The 23,372-nt window shown below is 72.1% G+C and carries 24 protein-coding genes and 4 pseudogenes; 6 read left to right on the top strand and 22 right to left on the bottom strand.

The genetic code is table 11. The features are described from left to right. Nucleotides 1-5: 5 nt before the first annotated feature. Nucleotides 6-452: a hypothetical protein gene (locus ACZ8AI_RS10405; RefSeq protein ID WP_464858232.1), complete on the bottom strand. Its 447-nt coding sequence runs from the start codon at nucleotides 450-452 to the stop codon at nucleotides 6-8. A gap of 52 nt (nucleotides 453-504) precedes the next feature. Between ACZ8AI_RS10405 and ACZ8AI_RS10400 the strand changes: the two genes are divergently transcribed. Continuing rightward, nucleotides 505-1,422 carry an HhH-GPD family protein gene (locus tag ACZ8AI_RS10400; protein WP_464858231.1) on the top strand — a complete coding sequence of 306 codons (918 nt, stop codon included), beginning with the start codon at nucleotides 505-507 and terminating at the stop codon, nucleotides 1,420-1,422. A gap of 6 nt (nucleotides 1,423-1,428) precedes the next feature. On the opposite strand, the gene rbfA is transcribed toward ACZ8AI_RS10400, so the two are convergent. The 13 genes and pseudogenes from rbfA to ACZ8AI_RS10335 all read right to left on the bottom strand — a co-directional run bounded on the left by rbfA (nucleotide 1,429) and on the right by ACZ8AI_RS10335 (nucleotide 15,676). After that, nucleotides 1,429-1,881, bottom strand: a complete 453-nt coding sequence (rbfA, locus tag ACZ8AI_RS10395; protein WP_464858230.1) for a 30S ribosome-binding factor RbfA — start codon at nucleotides 1,879-1,881, stop codon at nucleotides 1,429-1,431. Between the two features lie 92 nt (nucleotides 1,882-1,973). Next, nucleotides 1,974-4,866, bottom strand: a pseudogene (gene infB, locus ACZ8AI_RS10390) (translation initiation factor IF-2). A 74-nt stretch (nucleotides 4,867-4,940) separates the two neighbouring features. After that, nucleotides 4,941-5,255 (bottom strand): YlxR family protein, encoded by a 315-nt coding sequence (locus tag ACZ8AI_RS10385; protein WP_464858229.1) that lies wholly within the window; start codon nucleotides 5,253-5,255, stop codon nucleotides 4,941-4,943. Nucleotides 5,256-5,353: 98 nt separating this feature from the next. After that, nucleotides 5,354-6,349, bottom strand: a complete 996-nt coding sequence (nusA, locus tag ACZ8AI_RS10380) for a transcription termination factor NusA (RefSeq protein ID WP_071291769.1) — start codon at nucleotides 6,347-6,349, stop codon at nucleotides 5,354-5,356. A gap of 299 nt (nucleotides 6,350-6,648) precedes the next feature. Beyond that, nucleotides 6,649-8,400, bottom strand: coding sequence for a proline--tRNA ligase (locus ACZ8AI_RS10375; RefSeq protein ID WP_464858228.1), 1,752 nt, complete (start codon nucleotides 8,398-8,400; stop codon nucleotides 6,649-6,651). A gap of 41 nt (nucleotides 8,401-8,441) precedes the next feature. Then, on the bottom strand, nucleotides 8,442-9,596 hold the full coding sequence (ispG, locus tag ACZ8AI_RS10370) for a flavodoxin-dependent (E)-4-hydroxy-3-methylbut-2-enyl-diphosphate synthase (protein WP_464858226.1): 1,155 nt from the start codon (nucleotides 9,594-9,596) through the stop codon (nucleotides 8,442-8,444). A gap of 10 nt (nucleotides 9,597-9,606) precedes the next feature. After that, complete coding sequence (locus ACZ8AI_RS10365) at nucleotides 9,607-9,948, bottom strand: cysteine hydrolase family protein (RefSeq protein WP_464858484.1); 342 nt, start codon at nucleotides 9,946-9,948, stop codon at nucleotides 9,607-9,609. Between the two features lie 249 nt (nucleotides 9,949-10,197). Further along, nucleotides 10,198-11,652, bottom strand: a complete 1,455-nt coding sequence (locus tag ACZ8AI_RS10360; RefSeq protein WP_464858225.1) for a purine-cytosine permease family protein — start codon at nucleotides 11,650-11,652, stop codon at nucleotides 10,198-10,200. 24 nt (nucleotides 11,653-11,676) lie between these two features. Then, nucleotides 11,677-13,011 (bottom strand): M50 family metallopeptidase, encoded by a 1,335-nt coding sequence (locus ACZ8AI_RS10355; RefSeq protein WP_464858224.1) that lies wholly within the window; start codon nucleotides 13,009-13,011, stop codon nucleotides 11,677-11,679. 124 nt (nucleotides 13,012-13,135) lie between these two features. Continuing rightward, nucleotides 13,136-14,219, bottom strand: a pseudogene (locus ACZ8AI_RS10350) (1-deoxy-D-xylulose-5-phosphate reductoisomerase). A gap of 2 nt (nucleotides 14,220-14,221) precedes the next feature. Then, nucleotides 14,222-14,371 (bottom strand): FKBP-type peptidyl-prolyl cis-trans isomerase, encoded by a 150-nt coding sequence (locus tag ACZ8AI_RS10345; protein ID WP_464858223.1) that lies wholly within the window; start codon nucleotides 14,369-14,371, stop codon nucleotides 14,222-14,224. After that, nucleotides 14,368-15,192: a hypothetical protein gene (locus ACZ8AI_RS10340; RefSeq protein WP_464858222.1), complete on the bottom strand. Its 825-nt coding sequence runs from the start codon at nucleotides 15,190-15,192 to the stop codon at nucleotides 14,368-14,370. Before ACZ8AI_RS10340 ends, ACZ8AI_RS10345 begins: the two co-directional genes overlap by 4 nt. Nucleotides 15,193-15,198: 6 nt before the next feature. Beyond that, a pseudogene (locus ACZ8AI_RS10335) lies at nucleotides 15,199-15,676 on the bottom strand (OsmC family protein). An 81-nt stretch (nucleotides 15,677-15,757) separates the two neighbouring features. Between ACZ8AI_RS10335 and ACZ8AI_RS10330 the strand changes: the two are divergent. From ACZ8AI_RS10330 to ACZ8AI_RS10320, 3 genes and pseudogenes are all read left to right on the top strand, one after another. Then, nucleotides 15,758-15,949 carry an asparaginase gene (locus ACZ8AI_RS10330; protein WP_464858220.1) on the top strand — a complete coding sequence of 64 codons (192 nt, stop codon included), beginning with the start codon at nucleotides 15,758-15,760 and terminating at the stop codon, nucleotides 15,947-15,949. Beyond that, nucleotides 15,946-16,424 (top strand): annotated as a pseudogene (locus tag ACZ8AI_RS10325) (asparaginase). The gene ACZ8AI_RS10330 and the pseudogene ACZ8AI_RS10325 overlap by 4 nt, the downstream one beginning before the upstream one ends. An 8-nt stretch (nucleotides 16,425-16,432) precedes the next feature. Continuing rightward, the gene (locus ACZ8AI_RS10320; RefSeq protein ID WP_464858219.1) at nucleotides 16,433-16,747 is read left to right on the top strand and encodes an asparaginase; all 315 of its coding nucleotides are present in this window, start codon (nucleotides 16,433-16,435) and stop codon (nucleotides 16,745-16,747) included. Between the two features lie 765 nt (nucleotides 16,748-17,512). On the opposite strand, the gene ACZ8AI_RS10315 is transcribed toward ACZ8AI_RS10320, so the two are convergent. Together ACZ8AI_RS10315 and ACZ8AI_RS10310 are read right to left on the bottom strand one after the other, a co-directional pair. Beyond that, complete coding sequence (locus ACZ8AI_RS10315; protein WP_464858217.1) at nucleotides 17,513-17,908, bottom strand: hypothetical protein; 396 nt, start codon at nucleotides 17,906-17,908, stop codon at nucleotides 17,513-17,515. Nucleotides 17,909-18,044: 136 nt separating this feature from the next. Continuing rightward, nucleotides 18,045-18,611, bottom strand: coding sequence for a hypothetical protein (locus tag ACZ8AI_RS10310; RefSeq protein ID WP_464858216.1), 567 nt, complete (start codon nucleotides 18,609-18,611; stop codon nucleotides 18,045-18,047). Here ACZ8AI_RS10310 and ACZ8AI_RS10305 point away from each other — a divergent pair. Next, nucleotides 18,595-19,092 carry a hypothetical protein gene (locus ACZ8AI_RS10305; RefSeq protein WP_464858215.1) on the top strand — a complete coding sequence of 166 codons (498 nt, stop codon included), beginning with the start codon at nucleotides 18,595-18,597 and terminating at the stop codon, nucleotides 19,090-19,092. The genes ACZ8AI_RS10310 and ACZ8AI_RS10305 overlap by 17 nt on opposite strands. Before the next feature lie 485 nt (nucleotides 19,093-19,577). Here the strand turns inward: ACZ8AI_RS10305 and ACZ8AI_RS10300 are convergent, their stop codons facing one another. From ACZ8AI_RS10300 to ACZ8AI_RS10285, 4 genes are all read right to left on the bottom strand, one after another. Further along, nucleotides 19,578-19,898: a hypothetical protein gene (locus ACZ8AI_RS10300; protein ID WP_464858214.1), complete on the bottom strand. Its 321-nt coding sequence runs from the start codon at nucleotides 19,896-19,898 to the stop codon at nucleotides 19,578-19,580. A 14-nt stretch (nucleotides 19,899-19,912) separates the two neighbouring features. Then, a complete protein-coding gene (locus ACZ8AI_RS10295; RefSeq protein ID WP_464858213.1) occupies nucleotides 19,913-20,323 on the bottom strand; it encodes a hypothetical protein in 411 nt (136 codons plus the stop codon). 25 nt (nucleotides 20,324-20,348) lie between these two features. After that, nucleotides 20,349-20,732 carry a transglutaminase domain-containing protein gene (locus tag ACZ8AI_RS10290; RefSeq protein ID WP_464858483.1) on the bottom strand — a complete coding sequence of 128 codons (384 nt, stop codon included), beginning with the start codon at nucleotides 20,730-20,732 and terminating at the stop codon, nucleotides 20,349-20,351. A 95-nt stretch (nucleotides 20,733-20,827) separates the two neighbouring features. Further along, nucleotides 20,828-21,448 carry a transglutaminaseTgpA domain-containing protein gene (locus ACZ8AI_RS10285; RefSeq protein WP_464858212.1) on the bottom strand — a complete coding sequence of 207 codons (621 nt, stop codon included), beginning with the start codon at nucleotides 21,446-21,448 and terminating at the stop codon, nucleotides 20,828-20,830. A 56-nt stretch (nucleotides 21,449-21,504) separates the two neighbouring features. On the opposite strand from ACZ8AI_RS10285, the gene ACZ8AI_RS10280 reads away from it, so the two are divergent. Continuing rightward, nucleotides 21,505-21,663, top strand: coding sequence for a hypothetical protein (locus ACZ8AI_RS10280; protein WP_464858211.1), 159 nt, complete (start codon nucleotides 21,505-21,507; stop codon nucleotides 21,661-21,663). 415 nt (nucleotides 21,664-22,078) lie between these two features. Here ACZ8AI_RS10280 and ACZ8AI_RS10275 read toward each other — a convergent pair whose 3' ends face one another. Beyond that, a complete protein-coding gene (locus tag ACZ8AI_RS10275) occupies nucleotides 22,079-22,624 on the bottom strand; it encodes a hypothetical protein (RefSeq protein WP_464858210.1) in 546 nt (181 codons plus the stop codon). Beyond that, nucleotides 22,624-23,259, bottom strand: coding sequence for a hypothetical protein (locus tag ACZ8AI_RS10270; protein ID WP_464858209.1), 636 nt, complete (start codon nucleotides 23,257-23,259; stop codon nucleotides 22,624-22,626). Before ACZ8AI_RS10270 ends, ACZ8AI_RS10275 begins: the two co-directional genes overlap by 1 nt. Nucleotides 23,260-23,372: the final 113 nt, after the last annotated feature.

Raw genomic sequence — 23,372 nt, 5'->3', positions numbered from 1 at the left:
GGACCTCAGCAGGCGTCGTTCCACTCGCGACGGGGGTGCTCCGGGTCGGTGACGTCGAGCACCGCGGACGCCGCGATCTTGACGTCGGCACGGCGTTCGAGCCGCCCCTGCTCCTGCTCGACCCACAGGGACCAGCGCCAGAGCGCTCGGGCACCGTGCCCGAGGACCCCGTGCCCGTGGACGACGAGGACGCCGTCGCCGGCGCCGGTCGACCGGAAGGGTGCGACGAGGTCGGCGCGGAGTGCGTCGACGTCGCTCGACGGAGCGGCGGCGGCCATCGCCGACACGCCGTGCTGTTCGAAGCCGGCGACGAGCCCGGCGGCGACCCGCTCGAGGTCGGTGCCGTCCTGTCCGTCGACGCCGATGACGGTGCGGTTCGTGCCGACCTGTGCGATCACCTCGGCCGCGATCGCGGCCATCGTGTCGGTCTCCTGGGGTGCCCAACGTGCCATGCACCCACCGTAGGCTGTCGTGGTGAACGCGCGCCGGGCCTCCAGGAAGAACGTGGACGACCCGCCCACGCGACCCGCTGTGGAGGAAGCGCCCCGCCCGGACATCGCGACCCCGCTGATCGCCTGGTTCCGCGACGAGGCGCGCGACCTGCCCTGGCGACGCCCCGGCTTCCCCGCCTGGGGAACGCTGGTCAGCGAGATCATGCTGCAGCAGACACAGGTGGCCCGCGTCGTCCCCCGACTGGAGGCGTGGCTCACCCGGTGGCCGACCCCTGCGGACCTCGCCGCCTCACCCCCGGCGGACGCGGTGCGGGCCTGGGACCGGCTCGGCTACCCGAGACGGGCGCTCGCGTTGCACGCGGCCGCGACGGCGATCGCCGACGCCCACGGCAACGTGGTGCCCCGCGACGTCGACGCGCTGCTCGCGCTGCCGGGGATCGGCGACTACACCGCGCGGGCCGTCGCGGTGTTCGCGTACGGCGACCGACACCCGGTCGTGGACGTGAACGTCCGTCGGGTCCTCGCCCGCGCGCTGCTCGGACAGGGCGAACCGGGGCCGGCCAAGGCGAAGCAGGACCTCCCGCTGATGGAGTCCGTGCTGCCGGCGGACCGCGACGACGCCGCGGCGACCAACGCGGCGGTGATGGAGCTCGGCGCGCTCGTCTGCGTGGCCCGCTCCCCCGCGTGCGACGCCTGCCCGATCGCGGACCGCTGCGCGTGGCGTGCCGCCGACTACCCGGCGCACGACGGCCCGCGCGCACCGCGGCAGGCGAAGTTCGCCGGCAGCGACCGGCAGGTGCGCGGCCTGATCATGGCCGAGCTGCGCGCCAGCGACGTCCCGGTGACCCGCGACGAGATCGAGCCGGTCTGGCCCGACGCCGAACAGCGGGACCGGGCGCTCGCGTCGCTCCTGCGCGACGGACTGGCCGTCGGGGACGACGCGAGCGGCTACCGGCTGCCGGAGGGCTGAGCCGGGTCAGGCGCGGACGTCGTCCGCGTCGTCGTCGTCGTCCTCGTCGCGCTTGTACGGGTCGGCGTCGCCGGCGTACGTCGCACCGACGGCGGCCGCGCGGACCTGCTCGTCGCGGACCTGGGCCTGCACGAGCAGGTCCTCCATGTGCGCCGAGGTCTCCGGCAGGGCGTCGGCGATGAACTCGATCGACGGGGTGAGCCGAGCGGTGATGTTCTTGCCGACCTCGGTCCGGAGCATGCCGGTCGCGGCCTTGAGCGCTGCCGCGGAGTCGGCACGCTCCTCGTCGGTGCCGTACACCGTGTAGAAGATCGACGCGTGCTGCAGGTCACCGGTCACACGGACGTCGGTGATCGTGACGAACCCGAGTCGCGGGTCCCGCAGGCCCTTGTCGAGTCGTCGTGCGACGACTTCCTTGATGCGGTCCGCCATCTTGCGTGCGCGCTGCGGATCGGCCATGGGGTGCCTCCTGGGGGCAGAGGAAAGCAGTGGAACGGGGACGGGCCCCGGCCTCCCACACGGGGAGACCGGGGCCCAGGGTACTCACGTGACTAGTCGCGCGGCTTCTCGACGAGTTCGGTCGTCTCGACCTCGTCGCCGATCTGGATGTCGTTGAACTTGCCCAGACCGATACCGGCTTCGAAGTCCGTGCGGACCTCGGTGACGTCGTCCTTGAAGCGACGCAGCGACTCGATGGCGAGACCATCGGCGACCACCACGCCTTCGCGGATGACGCGCGCCTTGGCGTTGCGCGTGATCGTGCCGGACCGGACGATGACACCGGCGATGTTGCCGAACTTCGAGGAACGGAACACCTCGCGGATCTCGGCGACGCCCGACTGGACCTCTTCGTACTCGGGCTTGAGCATGCCCTTGAGGGACTGCTCGATGTCGTCGAGTGCGTTGTAGATGACCGAGTAGAAGCGCACGTCGATGCCTTCGCGCGCCGCACGCTCACGGGCCTTGACGTCCGGACGGACGTTGAAGCCGATGACGATGGCGTTGTCGATCGTGGCGAGGTCGATGTCCGACTCCGTGATCGCACCGACACCGCGGTGGAGGATGCGGAGCTGGACGCTGTCGTCGACCTCGATGTCCAGGAGCGACTGCTCGAGTGCCTCGACGGCACCGGAGACGTCACCCTTGATGATGAGGTTGAGCGACTCGACCTTGCCCTCTTCGAGTGCACGGGTGAAGTCCTCGAGCGAGATGCGCTTGCGCGACTTCGCCAGCAGGGCGTTGCGCTCGGCCGCTTCACGCTTCTCAGCGATCTGACGAGCCGTGCGGTCTTCTTCCGTGACGAGGAAGGTGTCACCGGCGCGGGGCACCGAGGACAGACCCTGCACCTGGACCGGGCGGCTCGGCGTCGCGGCCTTGACCGCGACACCGTTCTCGTCCGTCATCGCACGGACACGGCCGTACGCCGTCCCCGCCACGATCGCGTCACCGACGTGGAGCGTGCCGGACTGGATGAGGACCGTGGCGACTGCACCGCGACCCTTGTCGAGTCGGGCTTCGATCGCCACACCACGGGCGTCCTTGTCGGGGTTCGCACGCAGGTCGAGACCGGCGTCCGCGGTGAGCAGCACGGCGTCCAGGAGCTCCTGGATGCCGATGTTCTGCCGTGCCGACACGTCGACGAACATGACGTCGCCGCCGTACTCCTCGGCCACCAGGTTGTACTCGGTGAGCTGCTGGCGGACCTTGGCCGGGTTCGCGCCTTCCTTGTCGATCTTGTTGACCGCGACGACGATCGGCACACCGGCCGACTGCGCGTGGTTCAACGCCTCGATGGTCTGCGGCATGATGCCGTCGTCCGCCGCGACCACGAGGATCGCGATGTCCGTCACCTGGGCACCACGGGCACGCATGGCCGTGAAGGCCTCGTGACCAGGGGTGTCGATGAAGGTGATCGGGCGGTCGATGCCCTCGTGCTGCGCGACGATCTGGTAGGCACCGATGTGCTGGGTGATGCCACCGGCCTCGCCCTCGACGACCTTCGAGTTGCGGATCGCGTCGAGGAGGCGGGTCTTGCCGTGGTCGACGTGACCCATGACGGTGACCACCGGCGGCCGCTGCTGCAGCACGTCGTCGTCCTCGTCCTCGAGTTCTGCTTCGAGGTCGATGTCGAAGCCCTCGAGGAGCTCCTTGTCCTCGTCCTCGGGCGAGACGATCTGGATCTTGTAGCCCAGTTCCTCGCCGAGGACCTCGAACGTCGCCTCGTCCAGCGACTCGGTCGCGGTCGCCATCTCACCGAGGTGGAACAGCACCGTCACGAGGTTGCCGGGCATGGCGTCGATCTTGTCCGCGAAGTCCGAGATGCTCGCACCACGACGGAGTCGAGACGATCGTGTTGCCGTCACCGCGAGGGACCTGCACACCACCGAGCGACGGCGCCTGCCGCATCTCGTACTCGGCGCGCTTCGTCCGCTTCGACTTGCGGGCACGGCTCTTGCCGCCACCGCGACCGAACGCACCAGCCGTACCGCCACCGGGGCCACGACCGCGGCCACCGCCACCGGCGGGACGCGGGCCGCTGAAGGCCGGACGCGGGAAGCCGCCACCGGCACCACCGGCACCGCCCGGACGACCACCGGGGCCGCCACGACCGCCGCCACCCTGGCCCGGGCGCTGCCCGAAGCCGTTCGGACGGTTGCCCTGACCGGGACCACCGGGACGCGGAGCACCCGGACGGGGAACGCCCGGACGCGGCGGGGCGGGACGCGGGATGCCGTTGCCGCCACCGGCGCCGCCGGCGGGGCGCTGGCCCATGCCCTGGTTCGAGGAGTACGGGTTGTTGCCCGGGCGCGGCGGGCGCGAGCCCATGCCCTGGCTCGACGCGTACGGGTTGTTGCCGGGACGTGCGCCCGGCTTCGGGCCACCCGGCTTGGGGCCGGCTGCAGCGCCCGGCTTCGGGGCACCGCCGGGCTTGACGGCGTCGCCCTTCGGCTCGGTCGGCTTGCCGTCACCCTTGTCGGTCGCGGCCTGCTCGGCTGCGGCCTTCTCGGCTGCGGCGGCCTTCTGCGCCGCCTCGGCCTCGGCCTGTCGCTGCGCGACGGACTTCGGTGCGGGCTGCACGGGTGCCTCGGCGGAGGTGTCCTCGGCCGGAGCTGCCTCGGGCGCCGCCGGAGCGGGCGCGGGACGAGCCGGGCCGGGCTTCACGCCGCCGGGCTTCGGGCCCGACTTGGCCGGAGCGGCGCTGCTGGGAGCGGCACCGCCCGGCTTCGGCGATGCCGAGCCGGCTGCGGGGGCGGGTGCTGCGGCGGGCTTCGACGCCGGGGCGCCGTCGGCCTGCAGCGCAGCGCGGAGCTTGCGTGCGACGGGGGGTTCGACGCTCGAGCTCGGGCCCTTGACGAATTCGCCGAGTTCCTTGAGCTTCTCCATTGCGGTCTTGCTGTCGACACCGAGTTCGGATGCGATCTCGTGTACGCGTGGTTTAGCCACTGTTCTCCTTCACGGGTCCCACCCCGTGAAGGGGCAGGACTCAATGGATGACGGGTCTCATTTCGAGCCGCTCATCAGTTGTCCATAAGCCGTTCAGCCTGTTCTGTCGTGTCCTGGTGACGTGCCTGCTCTGCAGCGCACAGCGCTTCGAGGTAGTCACGCACCGCGGACGTGTCCGGTTCATGATCCAGCCGGAGCGCCCGGCGGAAAGCCCGTCGCTTGGCGGCCTGATCATGTGCTTCGACGGTCGGTGTGAGCCATGCCCCCCGACCCGGCATGACTGCCTTCGGGTCCGCCACGACGCGACCGTCGCTCAGGGCGACGACACGGAGGAGGGAGGACCGGGGTGCACGACGGCGACTGCCGATGCATGTTCTGACGGGAACCACCTTACTCCTCCCCTCCGACGACCGCGATCCGGCACGCCCGGACCGGACATGCCACCAGCGAAACCGGCGGCGCCGGCACGCTCGGTGTCACCGGCTGCTCAGTCCTCGCCGTCCAGGATCGAGTCCGGCTGGATGTCGATCCGGGCGCCCGTGAGCTTCGCGGCGAGCCGGGCGTTCTGCCCTTCCTTCCCGATCGCGAGGGACAGCTGGTAGTCCGGCACGAGGGCGCGGACGGCCTTCGTCGAGGCGTCGAGCACGAACGCGCTCGTGACCTTCGCCGGCGAGAGCGCGCTCGCGACGAACGAGGCCAGGTCGGACGAGTAGTCGACGATGTCGATCTTCTCGGCGCCGAGCTCCGTCGTCACCGCGCGCACGCGGGCACCGAGCTCGCCGATGCAGGCGCCCTTGGCGTTCACGCCGGGCTCGTTCGCCTTGACCGCGATCTTCGTGCGGTGCCCGGCCTCGCGAGCGAGGGAGGTGATCTCCACGACGCCGGACGCGATCTCGGGGACCTCGAGCGCGAAGAGCTTCCGGACCAGGCCCGGGTGCGTGCGCGAGACCGTGATCTGCGGACCCTTGGCGCCGCGGCCGACGCTCGTCACGTAGACGCGCAGGCGGGAACCGTGCTTGTAGTCCTCGCCCGGCACCTGCTCCTCCGGCGGCAGGATCGCCTCGACCGTGCCGAGGTCGACGTGCACCATCTTCGGGTTCGGGCCCTGCTGCACGATGCCGGCGACGATGTCGCCTTCCTTGCCGCGGAACTCGCCGAGGATCTTGTCGTCGCCGATGTCGCGCAGACGCTGGTTGATGACCTGCTTGGCGGCGAACGCGGCGATGCGGCCGAAGTCGCTCGGCTGGTCGACGGCTTCGCCGATGACGGTGCCCTCGTCGTCGCGCTCCGGCACGTAGACGGAGACCTCGCCCGACTTGCGGTCGAGCTCGACGCGGACGTCCGCGTCGACGGGCTCCTCGTTCTCGGTGCGGTGCTTCTGGTACGCCGTCAGGATGGCCTGTTCGATGATCTGGACGAGTTCGTCGAACGGGATCTCCCGCTCACGCTCCATGAGTCGCAGGACTGCGAGATCGATCTTCACCGAGGGCCTCCGTATTCAGATGAGTCGCTCCCGCGGACTGGAACCGCGCGGAAGTCGGCGACCAGACTACCGCACTGCGGCTCGCGGAACCGGCGGGACGACGGACGGGAGGCGCGGTGCCAGCCGGCACCGCGCCTCCCGTCCGCAGCGCCACCCGCCCAGCCGCGGCGCCACCCGACCGGCCGCGGCGCCGCCCCGCCCGGCCGCAGCGCCACCCGCAAGACGCAACGAAGGCGGTTGCTCGCAGCGGTACAGCGCTGCGAGCAACCGCCGGGGTTGCGTTTTGCGGAAGGGGGGGTCTAGATCGCGCGGACGGCCTCGAGCAGCTCGGCGACCGGGACGTCGCGCCGCTCGCCGCTCGCGCGGTCCCACAGCTCGACGACGCCCTCGGCCGCGCCGCGGCCGGCGACGACGACGATCGGCATGCCGAGCAGCTCGGCATCGCGGAGCTTCACGCCGGGCGACACCTTCGGGCGGTCGTCGTACAGCACGTCGAACCGCTCGCCCTCGAGCTCGGCGACGACGGAGGCCGCGAGCTCGTAGGCGACCTGGTCACGGCCGGTGGCGACGATGTGCACGTCGAACGGCGCGACGTTCTTCGGCCAGACCAGGCCCTTCTCGTCGTTGTGGGACTCGGCCAGGATCGCGAGGATGCGGGTCACGCCGATGCCGTACGAGCCCATCGTGACCGTGGCGAGCTTGCCGTTCTCGTCCTGCACCTTGAGACCGAGCGCCTCGGCGTACTTCCGACCGAGCTGGAACACGTGCCCGATCTCCATGCCGCGCGCGGTCTCGAGCGGGCCGGAGCCGTCCGGGGACGGGTCGCCGGCGCGGACGTCGGAGACCTCGGCGACGCCGTCCGCCACGAAGTCACGACCGGCGACGAGGCCGGACACGTGCACGCCGCGCTCGTTGGCCCCGGTGATCCAGCTCGTGCCGTCGACCACGCGGGGGTCGACGAAGTAGCGGATGCCGGTGGCGCTGTCGGCGCCGAGGACCTGCGGGCCGATGTAGCCCTTCACCAGGCCCTTGTGCTTGCGGAAGTCGTCGTCGCCGGCGGCCTCGACCTCGGCCGGTCCGAAGGCCACCTCGGCGCGCTTCAGGTCGACGTCACGGTCGCCGGGGAGCCCGACGACGACGACCTCGCGCGTGCCGTCCAGGTGGGTCAGCGCGAGCACGACGTTCTTCAGCGTGTCGGCCGCGGTCCACGGCGCGCCGTCGCGCGGTGCCACCTGGTTCGCGTGGGCGACGAGCGTGTCGATCGTGGGGGTGTCCGACGCCGGCAGGAGCACGGATTCGGGCTGGCCCTCGATCGGCAGCGATTCGGGGACCGGCGTGACGTACGCCTCGACGTTGGCCGCGTACCCGCCGGCGCTCCGGACGAAGGTGTCCTCGCCGACGCCGATCGGGTGCAGGAACTCCTCGGACTTCGAGCCGCCCATCGCGCCGGCGTCGGCCTTGACGATGACGTACTCGAGGCCGAGGCGCGCGAAGACCTTCTCGTAGGCATCGCGCATGACCTGGTAGCTGCGGTCGAGGCCCTCGTCGGTGAGGTCGAACGAGTACGCGTCCTTCATGGTGAACTCGCGGCCGCGCAGCAAGCCGGCGCGGGGCCGTGCCTCGTCGCGGTACTTGTCCTGGATCTGGAACAGCGTGACCGGCAGGTCCTTGTACGACGAGTACAGGTCCTTCACCAGGAGCGCGAACATCTCCTCGTGCGTGGGCGCGAGCAGGTAGTCGGCGCCCTTGCGGTCCTGCAGGCGGAACATGCCCTCGCCGTACTCGGTCCAGCGGTTGGTCGCCTCGTACGGCTCGCGCGGCAGCAGTGCCGGCAGCAGGACCTCCTGCGCACCGGCGGCGACCATCTCGTCGCGGATGATCCCCTCGATGCGGGCGCGGACGCGCAGGCCGAGCGGCAGCCAGGCGAAGACGCCCGGGGCCTGGCGACGGACGTACCCGGCGCGGACGAGCAGCTTCGCGCTCGTCACCTCGGCGTCGGAGGGGTCGTCGCGGAGCGTACGGAGGAACAGATGCGAAAGCCGTGTGACCACGGGGTCAGCCTAGCGGCGGTGCCGGGCCGACCGCGTCGCCGCTAGACGGTGGTGACGACCTCGGGCTTGCCGGTCGCCGCCGCCGGGCCCATCTCGTCTGCGATGCGGTTCGCCTCGGCGATGAGCGTCTGGACGATCTCGGCCTCGGGCACGGTCTTCACGACGGTGCCCTTCACGAAGATCTGGCCCTTGCCGTTGCCGGAGGCCACACCGAGGTCGGCTTCGCGTGCTTCGCCCGGACCGTTCACGACGCAGCCCATCACGGCGACGCGGAGCGGGACGGTCATGCCCTCGAGCCCCTTCGTGACGTCGTTGGCCAGCTGGTAGACGTCGACCTGGGCGCGGCCGCAGCTCGGGCAGGACACGATCTCGAGCTTGCGCTCGCGCAGGTTGAGGGACTGCAGGATCTGCAGGCCGACCTTCACCTCTTGCGCGGGCGGCGCGGAGAGGGAGACGCGGATGGTGTCGCCGATCCCCTCGGCGAGCAGGATGCCGAACGCGGTGGCGCTCTTGATCGTGCCCTGGAACTCCGGGCCGGCCTCGGTCACGCCGAGGTGCAGCGGCCAGTCACCGGCCGCGGCGAGCTGGCGGTACGCCTTCACCATCACGATCGGGTCGTTGTGCTTGACCGAGATCTTGAAGTCGTGGAAGTCGTGCTCCTCGAAGAGGCTCGCTTCCCAGACGGCGGACTCGACCAGGGCCTCCGGCGTGGCCTTGCCGTACTTCTGCAGCAGGCTGGGCTCGAGCGACCCGGCGTTCACGCCGATCCGGAGCGAGACGCCGGCGTCCTTCGCGGCCTTGGCGATGGCGCCGACCTGGTCGTCGAACTTGCGGATGTTGCCCGGGTTCACGCGGACCGCGGCACACCCGGCGTCGATCGCCTGGAAGACGTACTTCGGCTGGAAGTGGATGTCGGCGATCACGGGGATCTGCGACTTCTTCGCGATGATCGCCAGCGCGTCGGCGTCGTCCTGCGTCGGCACGGCCACACGCACGATGTCGCAGCCCGAGGCGGTGAGCTCGGCGATCTGCTGCAGCGTGGCATTGATGTTCGTCGTCTGCGTCGTGGTCATCGACTGGACGGACACCGGCGCGTCGCCGCCCACGAGCACCTTGCCGACCCGGATCTGCCGGGACTTGCGGCGCGGGGCGAGGGTTTCGGGGACTTTCGGCAGACCGAGGTTCACTGCTGGCACGTGGTGCACTCTACGCGCTCGGGATGTCCGTCTCGGTGCGCGCTGACAGGTCCGCCGCCGTGTCGACGACGGTGATGAGCGGGGCGTACAGGCGCATCGCCGCCAGGGCGCGCTCGTGGTCGTCGTCACTCGCACCGGCGCAGGCCTCGGCGACCACCGTCACGGTGGCACCGGCATCCGCCGCCGCCAGTGCCGTCGACAGGACGCAGCAGTCCGTCGAGACCCCGGTGAGGACCAGGTGCGGGTGGGCGCCGACGACTGCCTGGAGGCCCGTCCCCCACTTGCCGAAGGTCGCTTCGGTGACGACGGGGTCGCGTCGGTCCGCGGCGGCCGACGCGAAGGGCTCGGTCAGGTCCCAGAGGGGGTCGCCCTCGGGTCGGAGGGCGAAGGGCCAGTCGCGGTAGTAGCAGCACCCACGCGCCCTGCGGTCGCTCGGGTGCGACGAAGCGCGTGAAGACGGTGCGGCCGGTGAAGCGCGGCAGCAGCCGTTCGACGCCGGCGGTGGCGTGGTCGTAGCGCGGCGTGGCCCACGGGCTGTCCCCCGTGAAGACCTGCTGCATGTCGATGACGACGAGCCAGGCGTCGTCCGGGGTCGCCCCGGTCACCGGCGTGCCTCCTGCCGGCGGACCGTGCCGCGGGCGGTCAGGAGCGTGCCGACGAACCCGACGACGAGCGCCACGAGGACCCCGAGGTTCGCGTACGCCCACGCGCCGTCACGGCCACCGAGGCCGAGCGGTCCGAGCAGGTAGCCCTGCCAGGACAGCCAGGCGGGGGACGCCAGCGTGACCAGTCCCCAGCCGAGGGCGGTCCCGATCGCCACGAGTGCGATGGCACCCCAGCGGACGTCACCGTAGCGGCCGCGACGATCGTCGAGCTCGCCCTCGGCGTACGCCGAGCGTCGGAGCACCACGTCGGCGACGAAGATGCCGGCCCAGGCGGCGATCGGCACGCCGAGGGTGATCAGGAACGCCTGGAACGGCCCGATGAAGTCCTTCGCGAAGAAGGCGATGTAGACCGCGCCGGCGACCATGAACACCCCGTCGACCCCGGCGGCGACCGGGCGCGGGATCTTCACGCCGACGCTGAGGAGCGCCAGCCCCGACGAGTAGATGTCGAGCACCGCACCGCCGACCAGGCCGAGGATCGCGACGAGGGCGAACGGGATGAGGAACCAGACCGGCAGGATGGTCGTCAGGGCACCGATCGGGTCCGCGCCGATCGCGGCGCTGAGCTTCGGTGAGGAGCCGGCGAGCAGGACGCCGAAGACGACCAGCACCGCCGGTGCCAGCGCTCCGCCGAACGTGGTCCACCAGACCACACCGCCCGTCGAGGCCGACCGCGGCAGGTACCGCGAGTAGTCGGCTGCGGCGTTGACCCAGCCGAGCCCGAAGCCGGTCATCACGAGCACGAGCGCCCCGATGACCTGCTGGCCGCTGCCGGAGGGCATCGCGGCGATCGCACCGAAGTCGATGGACGGCGCGGCGAGCACCACGTAGACGACCGTCAACACGCCCGTGATCACCGTGATCCACGTCTGCAGGCGCATGATCACGTCGAAGCCCGCGACGCCAGCACCGACCACGAGGGCGGCGACGACCACGAGTGCGACGACCTTGGTCAGCACGCCGCCGTCCCAGCCGAGCTCCTCGAACACCGTCGACGTCGCCAGGACCGCCAGCGCGGCGAGGGCCGTCTCCCACCCGACGGTGAGGATCCAGCTCAGGAACGAGGGCACCCGGTTCCCGCGCACGCCGAACGCCGCGCGGCTCAGCACCATGGTCGGGGCCGACCCGCGCTTGCCCGCGATCGCGACGACGCCGCAGAGCAGGAACGAGAACGCGACGCCGATCACCGAGACGACCGTGGCCTGCCAGAACGAGATGCCGAAGCCGACCACGAACGACCCGTACGCGATGCCGAGGACGGAGATGTTCGCCGCGAACCACGGCCAGAACAAGCCGCGGGGCGTGCCCTTCCGGTCGGACTCGGCGATGACGTCGAGGCCCTGACGCTCGACGGTGCGAACCTCGGAGGGGTTCGTGGGCGCTGTGCTCATCCGCTGAGCGTAGCGCCGGGGCGACTACCCGAACAGGTTGACCGGGCGCACGATGTCGGCGTAGATGAGCAGCGCGCTCATGCCGGCGAGCAGGACGACCACGACCATCGTCAGCGGCATCGTCTTCGCCAGGTCGATCGGCCCCGGGTCGGCCTTGCCGACGAGCCGGAAGGCCCGGCGCTTCACGGCTTCCCACAGCGCGCCGGCGATGTGCCCGCCGTCGAGCGGCAGCAGCGGCACCATGTTGAGGACGAACAGGCCGATGTTGAGCGAGGCCAGCAGTCCGAGGATCGTGTACGCCTTGTCGACCACGGGCACGCCGCTCATCGACGAGACCTCGCCGATCGCCCGCCCGACGCCGACGACCGAGACCGGGCTGTCCTGCGACCGCTCCTGGGCGCCGAAGGCCGCGTTCCAGACCGCGACGAGTCGTTGCGGCAGGTCGATGATGAGGTGCGCCGACGCCGAGATCTGCGCCCCGGTCGCGGGCAGGACCGCGGCGGGCGACTGCCGGACGAGCGACTGGCCGATGCTCACGCCGACGACGCCGACCTGCTGGGTCTTCGTCGTGCCGTCGTCGTCCTTCGCGACCGTGCCGTCCGCCGTGTAGACGTCGCGGGTGGCCGTGGTCGGCGTGATGTGCAGCGTCTTCTCGGCCCCGTCGCGCTCGACGACGACCGTGACGTCCTGACCGGCGGACCGCTGGAAGACCTCGGACACCTCGGCGATCGTCGGGTCCTGCTTGCCCGCGACCGACAGCACGACGTCGCCGGAGCGGATGCCGGCCTGCTTCGCCGGGGACACGGCGTCGCCCGAGGTGCACGTCGTCGCCTGGCTGGTCGGCAGGACGCAGTCGACGCTCGAGGTGAAGGTGGTCGTGGGCGCGCCGAAGCCGACGAGGAGCACCCCGAACAGGAAGACGCCGATCACGAGGTTCATGGCGGGTCCGGCGACCATCACGATGATCCGCTTCCACGGCGTCAGCCGGTAGAACGCCCGCGAGTCGTCGCCGCCCGAGTCGGCGATCTGCTCGGCGCTCGCCTGCCGGGCGTCCTGCACGAACGCGCCGTACATGCCGGTGTTCGTGATCGCGTTCGCCCGACCCGACGCACGCGGCTTCAGCATGCCGACCATCGAGATGTAGCCGCCGAGCAGGATCGGGCGGATGCCGTACTCGGTCTCACCCCGGCGGAACGACCACATCGCCTTCCCGAAGCCCAGCGAGTACTGCGTCACCTTGACGTTGAACAGCTTCGCGAAGGACAGGTGCCCCAGCTCGTGGAGTCCGATCGAGACCAGCAGGCCGATGATGAAGACGACCACGCCGAGGACGAAGAGCAGGACGGATTCGACGGTCACCGGGAAAGGGTACGGGACGGTTGCCATGACGGAGCCGAGCGCCGTCTGGGAGGTGATCCGCGCCTCCAGGCAGACGCCTTCTCGGGTCCGCAGCCTCCGTACCGGACTGGAGGCGCGACGGGCGTCAGCGGGAGAGCGTGCGGTCCGCCGCGGTGCGCGCCCAGCGCTCCGCTGCCAGCACGCCCTCGAGGAGGGGCTCCCCCGCGGTGTGCTCGTCGACGACGCGCTCCACCGTCTCGACGATGTCCAGGAAGCCGATCGCCCCCGCGTGGAACGCGGCGACGGCCTGCTCGTTCGCGGCGTTGAAGACGGCCGGGAACGTCCCGCCGAGCTGCCCGACCCGCTTCGCCAGGCCGACCGCGCCGAACGCGGCGTCGTCGAGCGGCTCGAACGTCCACGTGCTCGCGGTCGTCCAGTCGAGCGGCACCCCGACACCCGGCACACGGTCCGGCCACGCCAGGCCGAGCGCGATCGGCAGCCGCATGTCGGGCGGCGACGCCTGCGCGATCGTCGACCCGTCGGTGAACTCGACCATCGAGTGCACGATCGACTGCGCGTGCACCGTGACGTCGATGCGGTCGTAGGGGACGTCGAAGAGCAGGTGGGCCTCGATGACCTCGAGGCCCTTGTTGACCAGCGTCGCGGAGTTCGTCGTCACCACGAGGCCCATGTCCCACGTCGGGTGGGCGAGGGCCTCGGCCGGCGTCACGTCGCGGAGTTCGGCGCGGGAGCGGCGCGGAACGGGCCACCGCTGGCGGTGAGGACCAGCCGACGGACCTCGTCGGCGGTGCCGGAGCGCAACGCCTGCGCGATCGCCGAGTGCTCGCTGTCGACGGGCACGATCTGCCCCGGGGGCCGCGGCGGCCTGTCACCAGCGGGCCGCCGACGATCAGGCTCTCCTTGTTCGCCAGGGCCAGCGTCGCGCCGGACTCGAGGACCGCCAGGGTCGGGCCGAGGCCGACCGAACCGGTGATGCCGTTGGGGACCACGTCGGCCTCGACGCTCCGGACGAGGCGCTCGGAGTCCTCGGCGCCGAACGCGGTGTCACGGACGCCGAACCGCGCAGCCTGCTCGGCGACGAGCTCGCGGTTCCGGCCGGCGGTGAGGCCGACCACCTCGAAGCGGTCCGGGTTGCGGTCGACGACGTCGAGCGCCTGCGTGCCGATCGAGCCGGTGCTGCCGAGGATGACGACGCGGCGCTTGGCCACGGTCAGCCCTTGGCGAGGATGTCGACGACGAAGACCAGGGTGGCGTTCTTCGGGATGCCCGAGCCTTCCTGCGGATTCGCGCCGTAGCCGTCCTCCGGCGTGACGACGATGAGGACCTGCGAGCCGACCTTCTGCCCGACGAGACCGGTCACGAAGCCCTTGATGAGCGAGCCCTCGGAGATGGTGAACGTCGTCGGGGCGCCCTTCGACCACGGAGTCGAACTCCTTGCCCGTGTCGTAGACGACGCCCTTGTACTGCACGAGCGCGGTGTCGCCGTCGGCGATCGTGTCGCCGGTGCCCTGCTTGATGACCTCGGGCGTGGTCTTCGTCGGGGCGGCGACGCCCTTCGGCACGGTGATCTCGGGCTCGCCGTCGGCCTTCTCCTTGACGGTGGGGAGCTTCGGGTCCTGCGTCTGCGGCTTGCCGGTCGCCTTCGTCGAGGGTCTGGGCCACGACGTCGGCGACGACGACGATCTCGCCGCCGGTGTTGAACCCGAGCGCCGAGGACTGGCCGATGGCGGCGACGCGGTCCCCCACGTTCGAGCAGGCCAGGAGCGCTTCGAACCCGGTGCCGCCGACCGACAGCACCTGCGGGTTGCCTTGGTCGAAGCCGACCGTGCCGAGCTTCTTCGCGTCCGACGCCTGGTAGACGCTGTACGAGACCTGCGCGTACTCGCCGTCCTTGAGCGCAGCGCCCTTGCCCTGCGTGACGGTGCTGGCCTGGGGCTTCTTCGCCGAGAGGCCACCGTCGAACTCCACCGTCGGCGCGGTCTTCCCGCCGAATGCGCCACTGACCGTGATCGCCTTCGACGAGGCGCCCGGCTTCGGGCAGGACGTGATCGCCGAGGCGGTCGCGCTGGCGGACGGCGTCGGGCTGGCGGACCCGCCGCCCGATCCGGAGCCGGAGCATGCGGCGAGGCCCAGCACGACGGCGGGGACGAGGGCGATCGGGAGGAGACGCAGACGCTTCACGAGGACCTAGTGTGCCGCACGGACCTTGGTGTGCGGGGCGTGGTGCACAGGAAAGGCCACCGAACGGGCGATGAAGCAGAGGCTCGACGCCGTGGCGTGCGCGGCCTCGGCGTCGGCCACCCGGTCGCCTCGAGGATCGTGACGACGGGGTGCAGCGTCGCCTCGGTGAGCTCGCCCGAGCCGTCGCGGTTCAGGTTGAGGCTCGCGGTCGCCTGGTCCTCGTAGTCCACGACGGTGAAGCCCTGCGTCACGGCGACGTGGAGGTAGCTCAGCATGTGGCACTGCGCGAGCGACGCCAGGACCATCTCCTCGGGGGTTCCACCCGGTCGCGGTCGCCGCGGAACGTCGGGTCGGCGGACCCCGCGATGTCGTGCTTGCCGGTGGCCGAGACGTCGTGCTCGCGACCGTAGTCGCGGTAGCCGCTCGTGCCGGAGCCGCGGTCGCCCGTCCAGCGGACGGAGACCTCGTAGGAGTGGTCGGTCACGAGCGGGTCCTTCGTTCGGTGAGGCGGTGCGGCCGTCCGGCGTGTGCGAGGTGCGGGCGGCCGCGTCGGTAGGGTGGCGGCATGACGGTGGGCTCCGATGTCCGCACTGATCGCCATCCTCTCACCGCCGACGGGTCGGTCGAGCTGGCGGTCCTCGACCGCAACGGCTTCGACGAGAGCCGGCACGTCGGCGCCGGCGTGCTCGTCGCCCCGGACGGCACCGTCGTCGACGCCGTCGGTGACGTGCAGGCGAGCATCTACGCTCGACGATGAAGCCGTTCCAGGCGTTGGCGATCCGCCGGGCCGGAGCGGTGTTCTCCGACGAGGAACTCGTCCTCACCACCGCGAGCCACGCCGGCACCGCCGCCCACCAGGCCATCGCCCTGCACATGCTCGAGTCCTTCGACCACGTCGAGGCCGACCTCGGGTGCCCTCCGACCTGCCCTTCGACCGAGCCACCGCCCGCACGATGGACGGCCCCCGACGCCTCGCGATGAACTGCTCGGGCAAGCACGCCGGCATGCTCGCCGCCTGCCGGGTGAACGGTTGGGACGAGGCCACCTACCTCGACATCACGCACCCACTGCAGCAGCGCGTCCGGTCCACCGTCGAGGAGTTCACCCACGAGACCGTCGACATCGTCGGGACCGACGGGTGCGGCGCCCCGGTGTTCCCGCTGACCCTTACCGGCCTCGCGCGCGGCTTCGCGGGCGTCGTCGCCGGGCGGAGTCCGACACCGCGGCCCTGACGGACGCGGTGCTCGACCACTCCGTGGCCCTCGACGGCATCGGTCGGGCGAACACGGTCACGATCGAACGGCTCCGCGTGCTCGCGAAGCTCGGCGCCGAGGGCGTCATGGTGATGGGCCTGCCGGGTGGTGCGGCCGTCGCCGTGAAGACGCTCGACCGGCGCCTGCAGCGCGCGGGGACCCTCGCGGCGCTGACGCTGCTCGAGCGGAACGGACTGGTCGACGCAGCCGGTGTGGCGGACGTCATGGCGGCGACGGGCGAGCAGGTGCTCGGCGGAGGCGTCCCGGTCGGCGCGGTCCGGGTCGGCGCCGGACTGCGCTGAGCGCCGACTGGTCGGCGGTCCGGGTCGGCGCCGGTCGGCCGGACCCGGCCCGGCCCGGTTCGATCTGCGGGAGGGCCGGGAGCGATCGAGCACGCCGCGCGGGTCGTCACGGCGGCGGATGGTGCAGCCGTAGCGGGTGACCTCGACCACGACGTCGAACCGACGCGGGAGCAGGCTGAGACCGGGGACCAGGCACCAGGGTCGTCGGGGTGGAGGTGATGCGGGTCCGCCGCGAGGACGGCCGTGCCTGGTAGGAGGCGTGGGCTGCTCGGGGCCGCCGGGGGGTTCCGGGGCCCAGACACTCGTCGGCCGTGCCGGAGCCGGTGCCGAGGCCGGTGCGCGTGCTCCTTCGCTCGGCTCGACGTGTTCTTGAGGTGGGTCGGCACGGGTGACGAAGCCGCCGAGGCCGGTGAGGTCCAGGCCGAGCTTCGATCCACGACGGCCGCGTCCTGATGACCGATCCGCGAGCACCTGCACCGCCAGCGCCCGGTAAACCGCATGGGCGAGGGCACCGGTCCCGACGACCACCACGTGGGCGCGCACGGAAGTCGACCGGCAGCTCGACCGGCATCGACCGTCGGGACCGAGTCCCGAGCGTCACCGTGAGTGGGGCCGGTGCCGAGGCGGCTCGGCTCACGATCCCGCTGGGCTCGTCGTCCGGGTATGCGGTGACGCAGGGGTCGGCGGCGGCCCGGAGGACGACCGCCGCCGACGAGCCGTCACCGGCGCGAGCCGTACGGACGAGCAGGACGTCGAGCACGGCGCTTAGCACGCGGCCGCCCCCAACAGGATCGTCCGCGCGAGCCCGGTCAGCGGCGCGACGACCCCGACGGCGACGAGCACGAGCGACGTCCCGATGAGGAGACATCGGGCGACGATCGGCTGCGCATGCCGAACAGCACACCAGCGGGCGTCCGGTCCGACGAGTCGCGTCGGTCGATCTGGTGGACGTACGACGATGCGCCGGCCCCTGTGGAGGAGCCGACGCACGTGGTGCCTACCTGCACGAGGAAGAACTGCTCCCCGATGTCGACCCGGGCACCGCGCTCGACCCGGTAGCGACGACCCGCCTCGCAACGACGGATCGACCCCGTCGATGTGCCGGACGACCGTGCCGTTGCCGGAGAAGCGGTCCGAGACCCAGAAGGTCGTCTCCGTCACGACCGAGCTCGAGGTGCACGTCTTCGACACCGACTTGCACCGGGTCGTGCACGGTGAGCAGGTCGTCGAAGCGTTCGCCGGGCTAGCGCGGCGCAGCAGGCGTCCGACGAGCCCGGTGCCGTGCACGCCGAACCGTTCACCCGTGCTGAAGTGCAGGCACGAACGGCGCGTGGGTCAGGGGTCTTCGAGACGATGCGCGTTTCTTCGTCGCCGTCCTCGAGGTCGCCGTCGGCGCTGGTCGGCGAACCGTCCGTCGTCGGGGAGGGCAGCACGGGACCGGTGACGCCGGGCAGCGGCGGGAGCGGCGGGCCGTGGGGATCGGGAACGCGGCCGTGTCCTCGGCGACCGGCGCCGACGACGGCAGCGTCGCGGATGCCGGGGCGGCGGGTGCACTCTGCGGCGCCGTGGAGTGCGACTCGTCGGCCACCGGTGCGGCGTGGACGCCACGAGGGAGCGCAGCGGCGCGGACGGGGTGTCGTCGCTTACGGCGGCGGAGTCGTCCTCCACCGCGGAGTCGTCGTCCGCCGCCGAGTCGTCCGTGCCCTCGGCAGCGCGCTCGGAGCAGCTCGTCCGCGGCGTCGTCTTCGACCTCTGCCTCGACGTCGACGACCTCGTCGACCACGGCCTGCACCGAGTCGTCGGCCGCCCAGTCGGGCAGGTCCATCGGCAGGGGCACGATCTGCCCCGTGAACGCGGCGGTCACCGCGGGTCGCACTGCGCCGCACTCGCCGCAGAAGATGTCGTCCGGCTCGAGGAGGTGGCCGCACACGTGGCACGTCGTCGCCTGCGACCCCGGCGTCACGAGCGGCGCTGGGCGCGGGGCGGACGACGGTCGACGAGCGGCTCGACGACGGCGGTGTCACCCGGCTGCGGCGGCGAGACCACTGGCAGAGAGCACCTCCGGCGAGACGGCGGCGGGTTCGTCGCGGTCCGGTGCGTCGTCGTCCTCGGGTGCCGCCGCGTCGGTGGCGGTCGTCGGCGGAGGCGCGGCGTTCGAGCGCCCGACCCACCAGGGACGGTCCGGCCGGAGGGTGCGACCCGAGCCTGGTCCTGGGCGAGACCCACACCGGCGCGACCGGCTCGGCGGCGAAGGGCTCGGCGGCGAAGGGCTCGGGCGCGCCACGCTGGATCGTGTCGTGCTGGCCGTCGTCGGTACCGGCCGCACGGTCGGCGAAGCCGGGTGACCTCGGGGTCCTGGCCTCGGACGGCATGCGCGTTCTGGCGGTCGAGCGGCGGCCTCGGTCGGCGCGTCGTCGACGCCGGTGTCCGGCTTCTGTAGTGTCGGCGGCTCGGTGGCCTGCTGGCCGGTCCAGTCACCCAGGCCGGAACCGGCACCGTACGATGCGTCGGCGCGGATCGGGGAGCGTGGTCGTCGGGACGTTGCACGGGCACGGGTGCCGGGGGCTGCTCGTCGCGCAGCGGTCCGCGCCGGTCGGGCCAGGCGCGGGGTCGCGGGGTCGAGGGTCGCCTTCGGGCAACCAGGCGTCGGCGGCGAAGTCGATCCGGCGGCCGTTGGAGGTCGGGCTAGCAGCAGGGCGGCGGGGGTGCTTGTTCGGACGGGCGTCGGTGCGACCGGTCGACGGTTCGCCGCAGCGGTCACCGCACGCCCGCACTCACCGCAGAAGATCGCTCCGGCCCGGGAGCATCGATCCGCAGTGTTCGCATCTGATCACGGGTGTCCTCTGTCCTCACTCGGCCGTCCACGACGCTCGCCGGCCTGCAGGCCATCGTAGTCACGCGCTCCGGCCGCACCCTGGCCGCGCGAGGGACGACGCCCACGCCCACCGACGACCGCGGCGACTGCGGTGCTGGCAGACCGCGGCCCGTCGGCGATCCGCATCGACCGGAGCGAGACCGCGGCCCTGAGATGCGCTCCTTGCGGGTCCTGCCCGTCCTGGAGGCTCGAGATCGCGTCGTCCGCCGCGGACCACATCCGGTCGGCGGTGGTGACGTCGGCGTCGTTCGGGCCGAAGACGGACCGGTCCGCCAACGCGGCGAGGGCCACTACCCCCGTCGCCCGAAGTCCTCGACGACGGTCTCCCGCCGGGTGGCCGAGGCGGTCCACGTCGTGCCCGCGGTCGACGAGCGCGTCGCGGTACTCGTCCCAGGCGCCCACGATGCGGCCACGGGGGTCGGCGCCCGGCGTCGGCGACGACGACGGATGCGCTTGAGGAGCACGATGACGCCGAACGGCAGGAGCACGAGGGCGACGAAGCCGAGCGTGGCGAGCACCCACGGCAGCGCGGCCAGCAGGATCTGCAGCCACAGGGGCTGCACGGGCGGGGTGTTGCGGTCGCTCTGCGGCGGTGCCTGCTGGGACTGGTCCTGCTGCTCGGCCGGGGGCGGCGGCACGACGGTCTCCGGGCGGGTGACCGGCTGCGGGGTCTGCTGCTGCTCGTCGGGGATGTCGCGCACGGTCGGGTCTCGGGTCGATCATCACCTAGCTCCACTGCGCCGTGTCGACCTCGACGCGGGCGGTGACGTCCGAGCCGCGGAACGTCGTGGTGCCGCCCGTGGTCGAACCCGCACGGGCGTCTCCCCCGGCGTCGCCGCCGGCCGTGAAGCCCATCACCACGCGTGCCGGGTACCCGAGCTGGTTCGCCATCAGCGCTGCCGCCGCCGCGTACTGCTCCTGGTCGCCGATCATGATCGGGGACGTCAGGAGTTCCTGGATGCGGTCGGCACCGTGCCCGGAGCGGCTCGCCCGGTCGTCGCCCACGCCGTGGCTGACGTAGCCGTTCCGCTTGAGTTCCTGGATCATCGCGACGAGCTTGGCGCCGTCGGTGTCGGCGTTCCCGGTGGACGCGTCGACGGTGTCCCGCACGGCGTCGGGGACCGACCGCGGCGTCGGGACCGAGGCGTCACCCGGTCGCGCGGAGGCCAGCTCGTCGTCGGCCGGCTGTTCCGGGAGCACGGCCGTCAGGTCGTAGCGGGTGCCGTCCGCGATCCCGCCCACGACGGCGCCGGTTCCGGTCGACCCGTTGTAGAAGAACGCACCGCGCTCTGCGCCGCGTCCGTGCCGGTGAACTCGACGCGCTCGAGGTCGCCGACGGTCGGCAGCCAGACGCCGCTGTACCCCTCGACGCGCACGCCGACGCGCACCGTGGTGCCGCGGACACCCCGCACGTCGACGGACGGCGGGACCCGCTCGAAGGTGCCGGACGCCGTCGCGCCGTCCGCCCCGCCCACGCGGTAGACGACGCCGTCGTACGTGTCGAGGGTCGCGATCCGCACGAAGCCGTTCGCCGGCAGGCCGGTGACGCGCAGTTGCGTGGTGTCGGCCTCGGTCTGCTCCTCGTAGGCGCGGAAGCCGCTCAGCGGGCTGACGTAGTCGCGCGGGTCGAACGGCTTCACGACGTCGGTGCGTGCCACGGTGCGCCCCACCGACGGCGGCGCGACGAGACCGAGTCCGGTCGCGACGACCGCGGCCGCCACGATCGTCGCGCTCCCCACGAGCGCCGGACGCAGCACGGACCGGACGATCGGGACGCGAGCGCCGATGGTGGTCGCCACCGCGACGGCGCGGCGCGCATGGCGCACCGTGAGCGCCCAGACGAGCGCGATCCCGGTGAGCGCGACCCGCGGTCGCGATCGACGTGTCCAGCCGGCTCGGCCCGATCACGACACCGGCCGCGAAGAGGACGAGCGCCGGGATGCTCGCGAGTTCCTGCCTGGAGGCGCGGGTCGCCACGCTCACGGCCGTCACCGTCGCGATCAGGAGCGTCACGAAGTACGGGACGAGCAACGACTCGTAGGATCCGACCGGCAGGCTGATGGTCACCAGCCGCTTCCAGCCGAGGGCGACGCCGGCGAACAGGTCGATGAGCCCCTGCCCCGTCGGCAGCAGGCCGTTCGCCTGACCCGGCACCGCCGCGGGCACGCCGGTCAGCGCGAACGCGGCCACCGTGGCGATCGCGACGACCGCGGTGGGCAGGCGGAAGACCGTCCCGATCAGGGCGACGAGCGTGCCGAAGACCACGGCGGTCACGGCCGCGACGATCATCGCGTCGTCGCGGTACACCGGCCACCACGCCGTGCTCGCGACGGCCAGCAGGAGCCAGACCGCGAGCGTGCCACCGACGAGCCGCGTCGGGGTCAGTCGGCGTGCCTCGCGACGGGCGTCCTTCCGGACGGTCTTCCGCGCGCGGGTGCCCGGGTCCCCTGCGGCGCTCACGCTGCCGTCGCCGATCGGTGCAGGGCGTGCCGGAGGTCGTCGAGGTAGCCGATGGTCATCACCGTCAGGCCGGCGACGCGGAGGAAGCGCGGCTGCGCCTCGGGCTCGCAGATGACCGCCACGACCTCGACCCCGACGGGGAAGCGCGTCGCCGCGAGCCGGAGTGCGGGCAGCTCGACGGTGGACCCGACCACGAGGAAGGCGACCGAGATGCCGGCGGTGTCGTTGCCGACGATGCGGGAGACCTCGGCGATCGGCAGGCAGGCGTCCGCCAGGCCGACCGACGCGAAGTCGTCGAGCAGCCGTGTCGGGGTGACGGTCGGCAGGGGGTGCACGGCGTAGACGGCGCGCTTGGCGAACTCCGGGGTGCGCTCGGACACGACGACCGTGACCTCCCGCCCGTCGCGGATAGCCCGGGTCCCGAGGAGGCCGCGGCGCTGACGGCGAGCTCGAACTCCTCGTCGTCGGCGAACTCGGCGCGGGAGATCCCGAGCGCGATCACGAGGTGCGACCGACGCGGTGCCCTCGAACTGCCGCACCATCAGCGCGCCGACTTCGCCGTCGACTTCCAGTGGATCGTGCGGGGGTCGTCGCCCGGCATGTACTCACGGATGGCGTGGAACGCGATGTCCGACGGCGACAGGTCGGTCGTGGCCTGCCCCTCGAGGTCGCGCACGAGCCCGGTGCTGGTCGACGGGATCGCGATCGTCCGGGGGTGCACGATGACCTGCTCGCGGGCGGTCCAGACGACCTCGCGCCGGACCAGACCGACCGGGTCGGCGCGGACGCCCGTCACCGGACCCACGTCGAGCACACCGCGTCGCACCGCGGCACCGACCTCGCGCTCGAACGTGCCGCGTGGGCCGATCGACGGGATCGCGACGTCGACCAGGCCGGACCCGACCGGGACCTCCACGGTCGTCGGCACCGACGGCAGCCGCGCCGGCCTCTCCGCGGTGACCACCACGCCGGCATCGTCACCGACGGCGACGCGGTGCTGCGGCAGCCGCATCCGGACGAGCAGTCGCGAGCGGCCGATGAGGGCGATCGCGGCGACGACCACGAGGACCGCCCCCGCGAAGCCGACGACGACGACCTCCCGCAGCCCGAAGCGGTACCCGAGCACGAACGCGACGAGCGTGAGCGCGGCGACCGCCCATCCCAGGCCGGTGACCACGGACGAGACCTCGCCCACCCGCGCTTGACGAGCCTCCAGGCCGCCGCCCAGGCACGGGCGAGACCGACGACGGCCTCTGCTGCCACGCCCTCACGGTCACCGACCAGGCGTGT

This window comes from Curtobacterium sp. AC273 (assembly GCF_979253735.1).
Note: the sequence above shows the minus strand (reverse complement) of the source record. Positions and strands in the feature narration are given on the sequence as shown.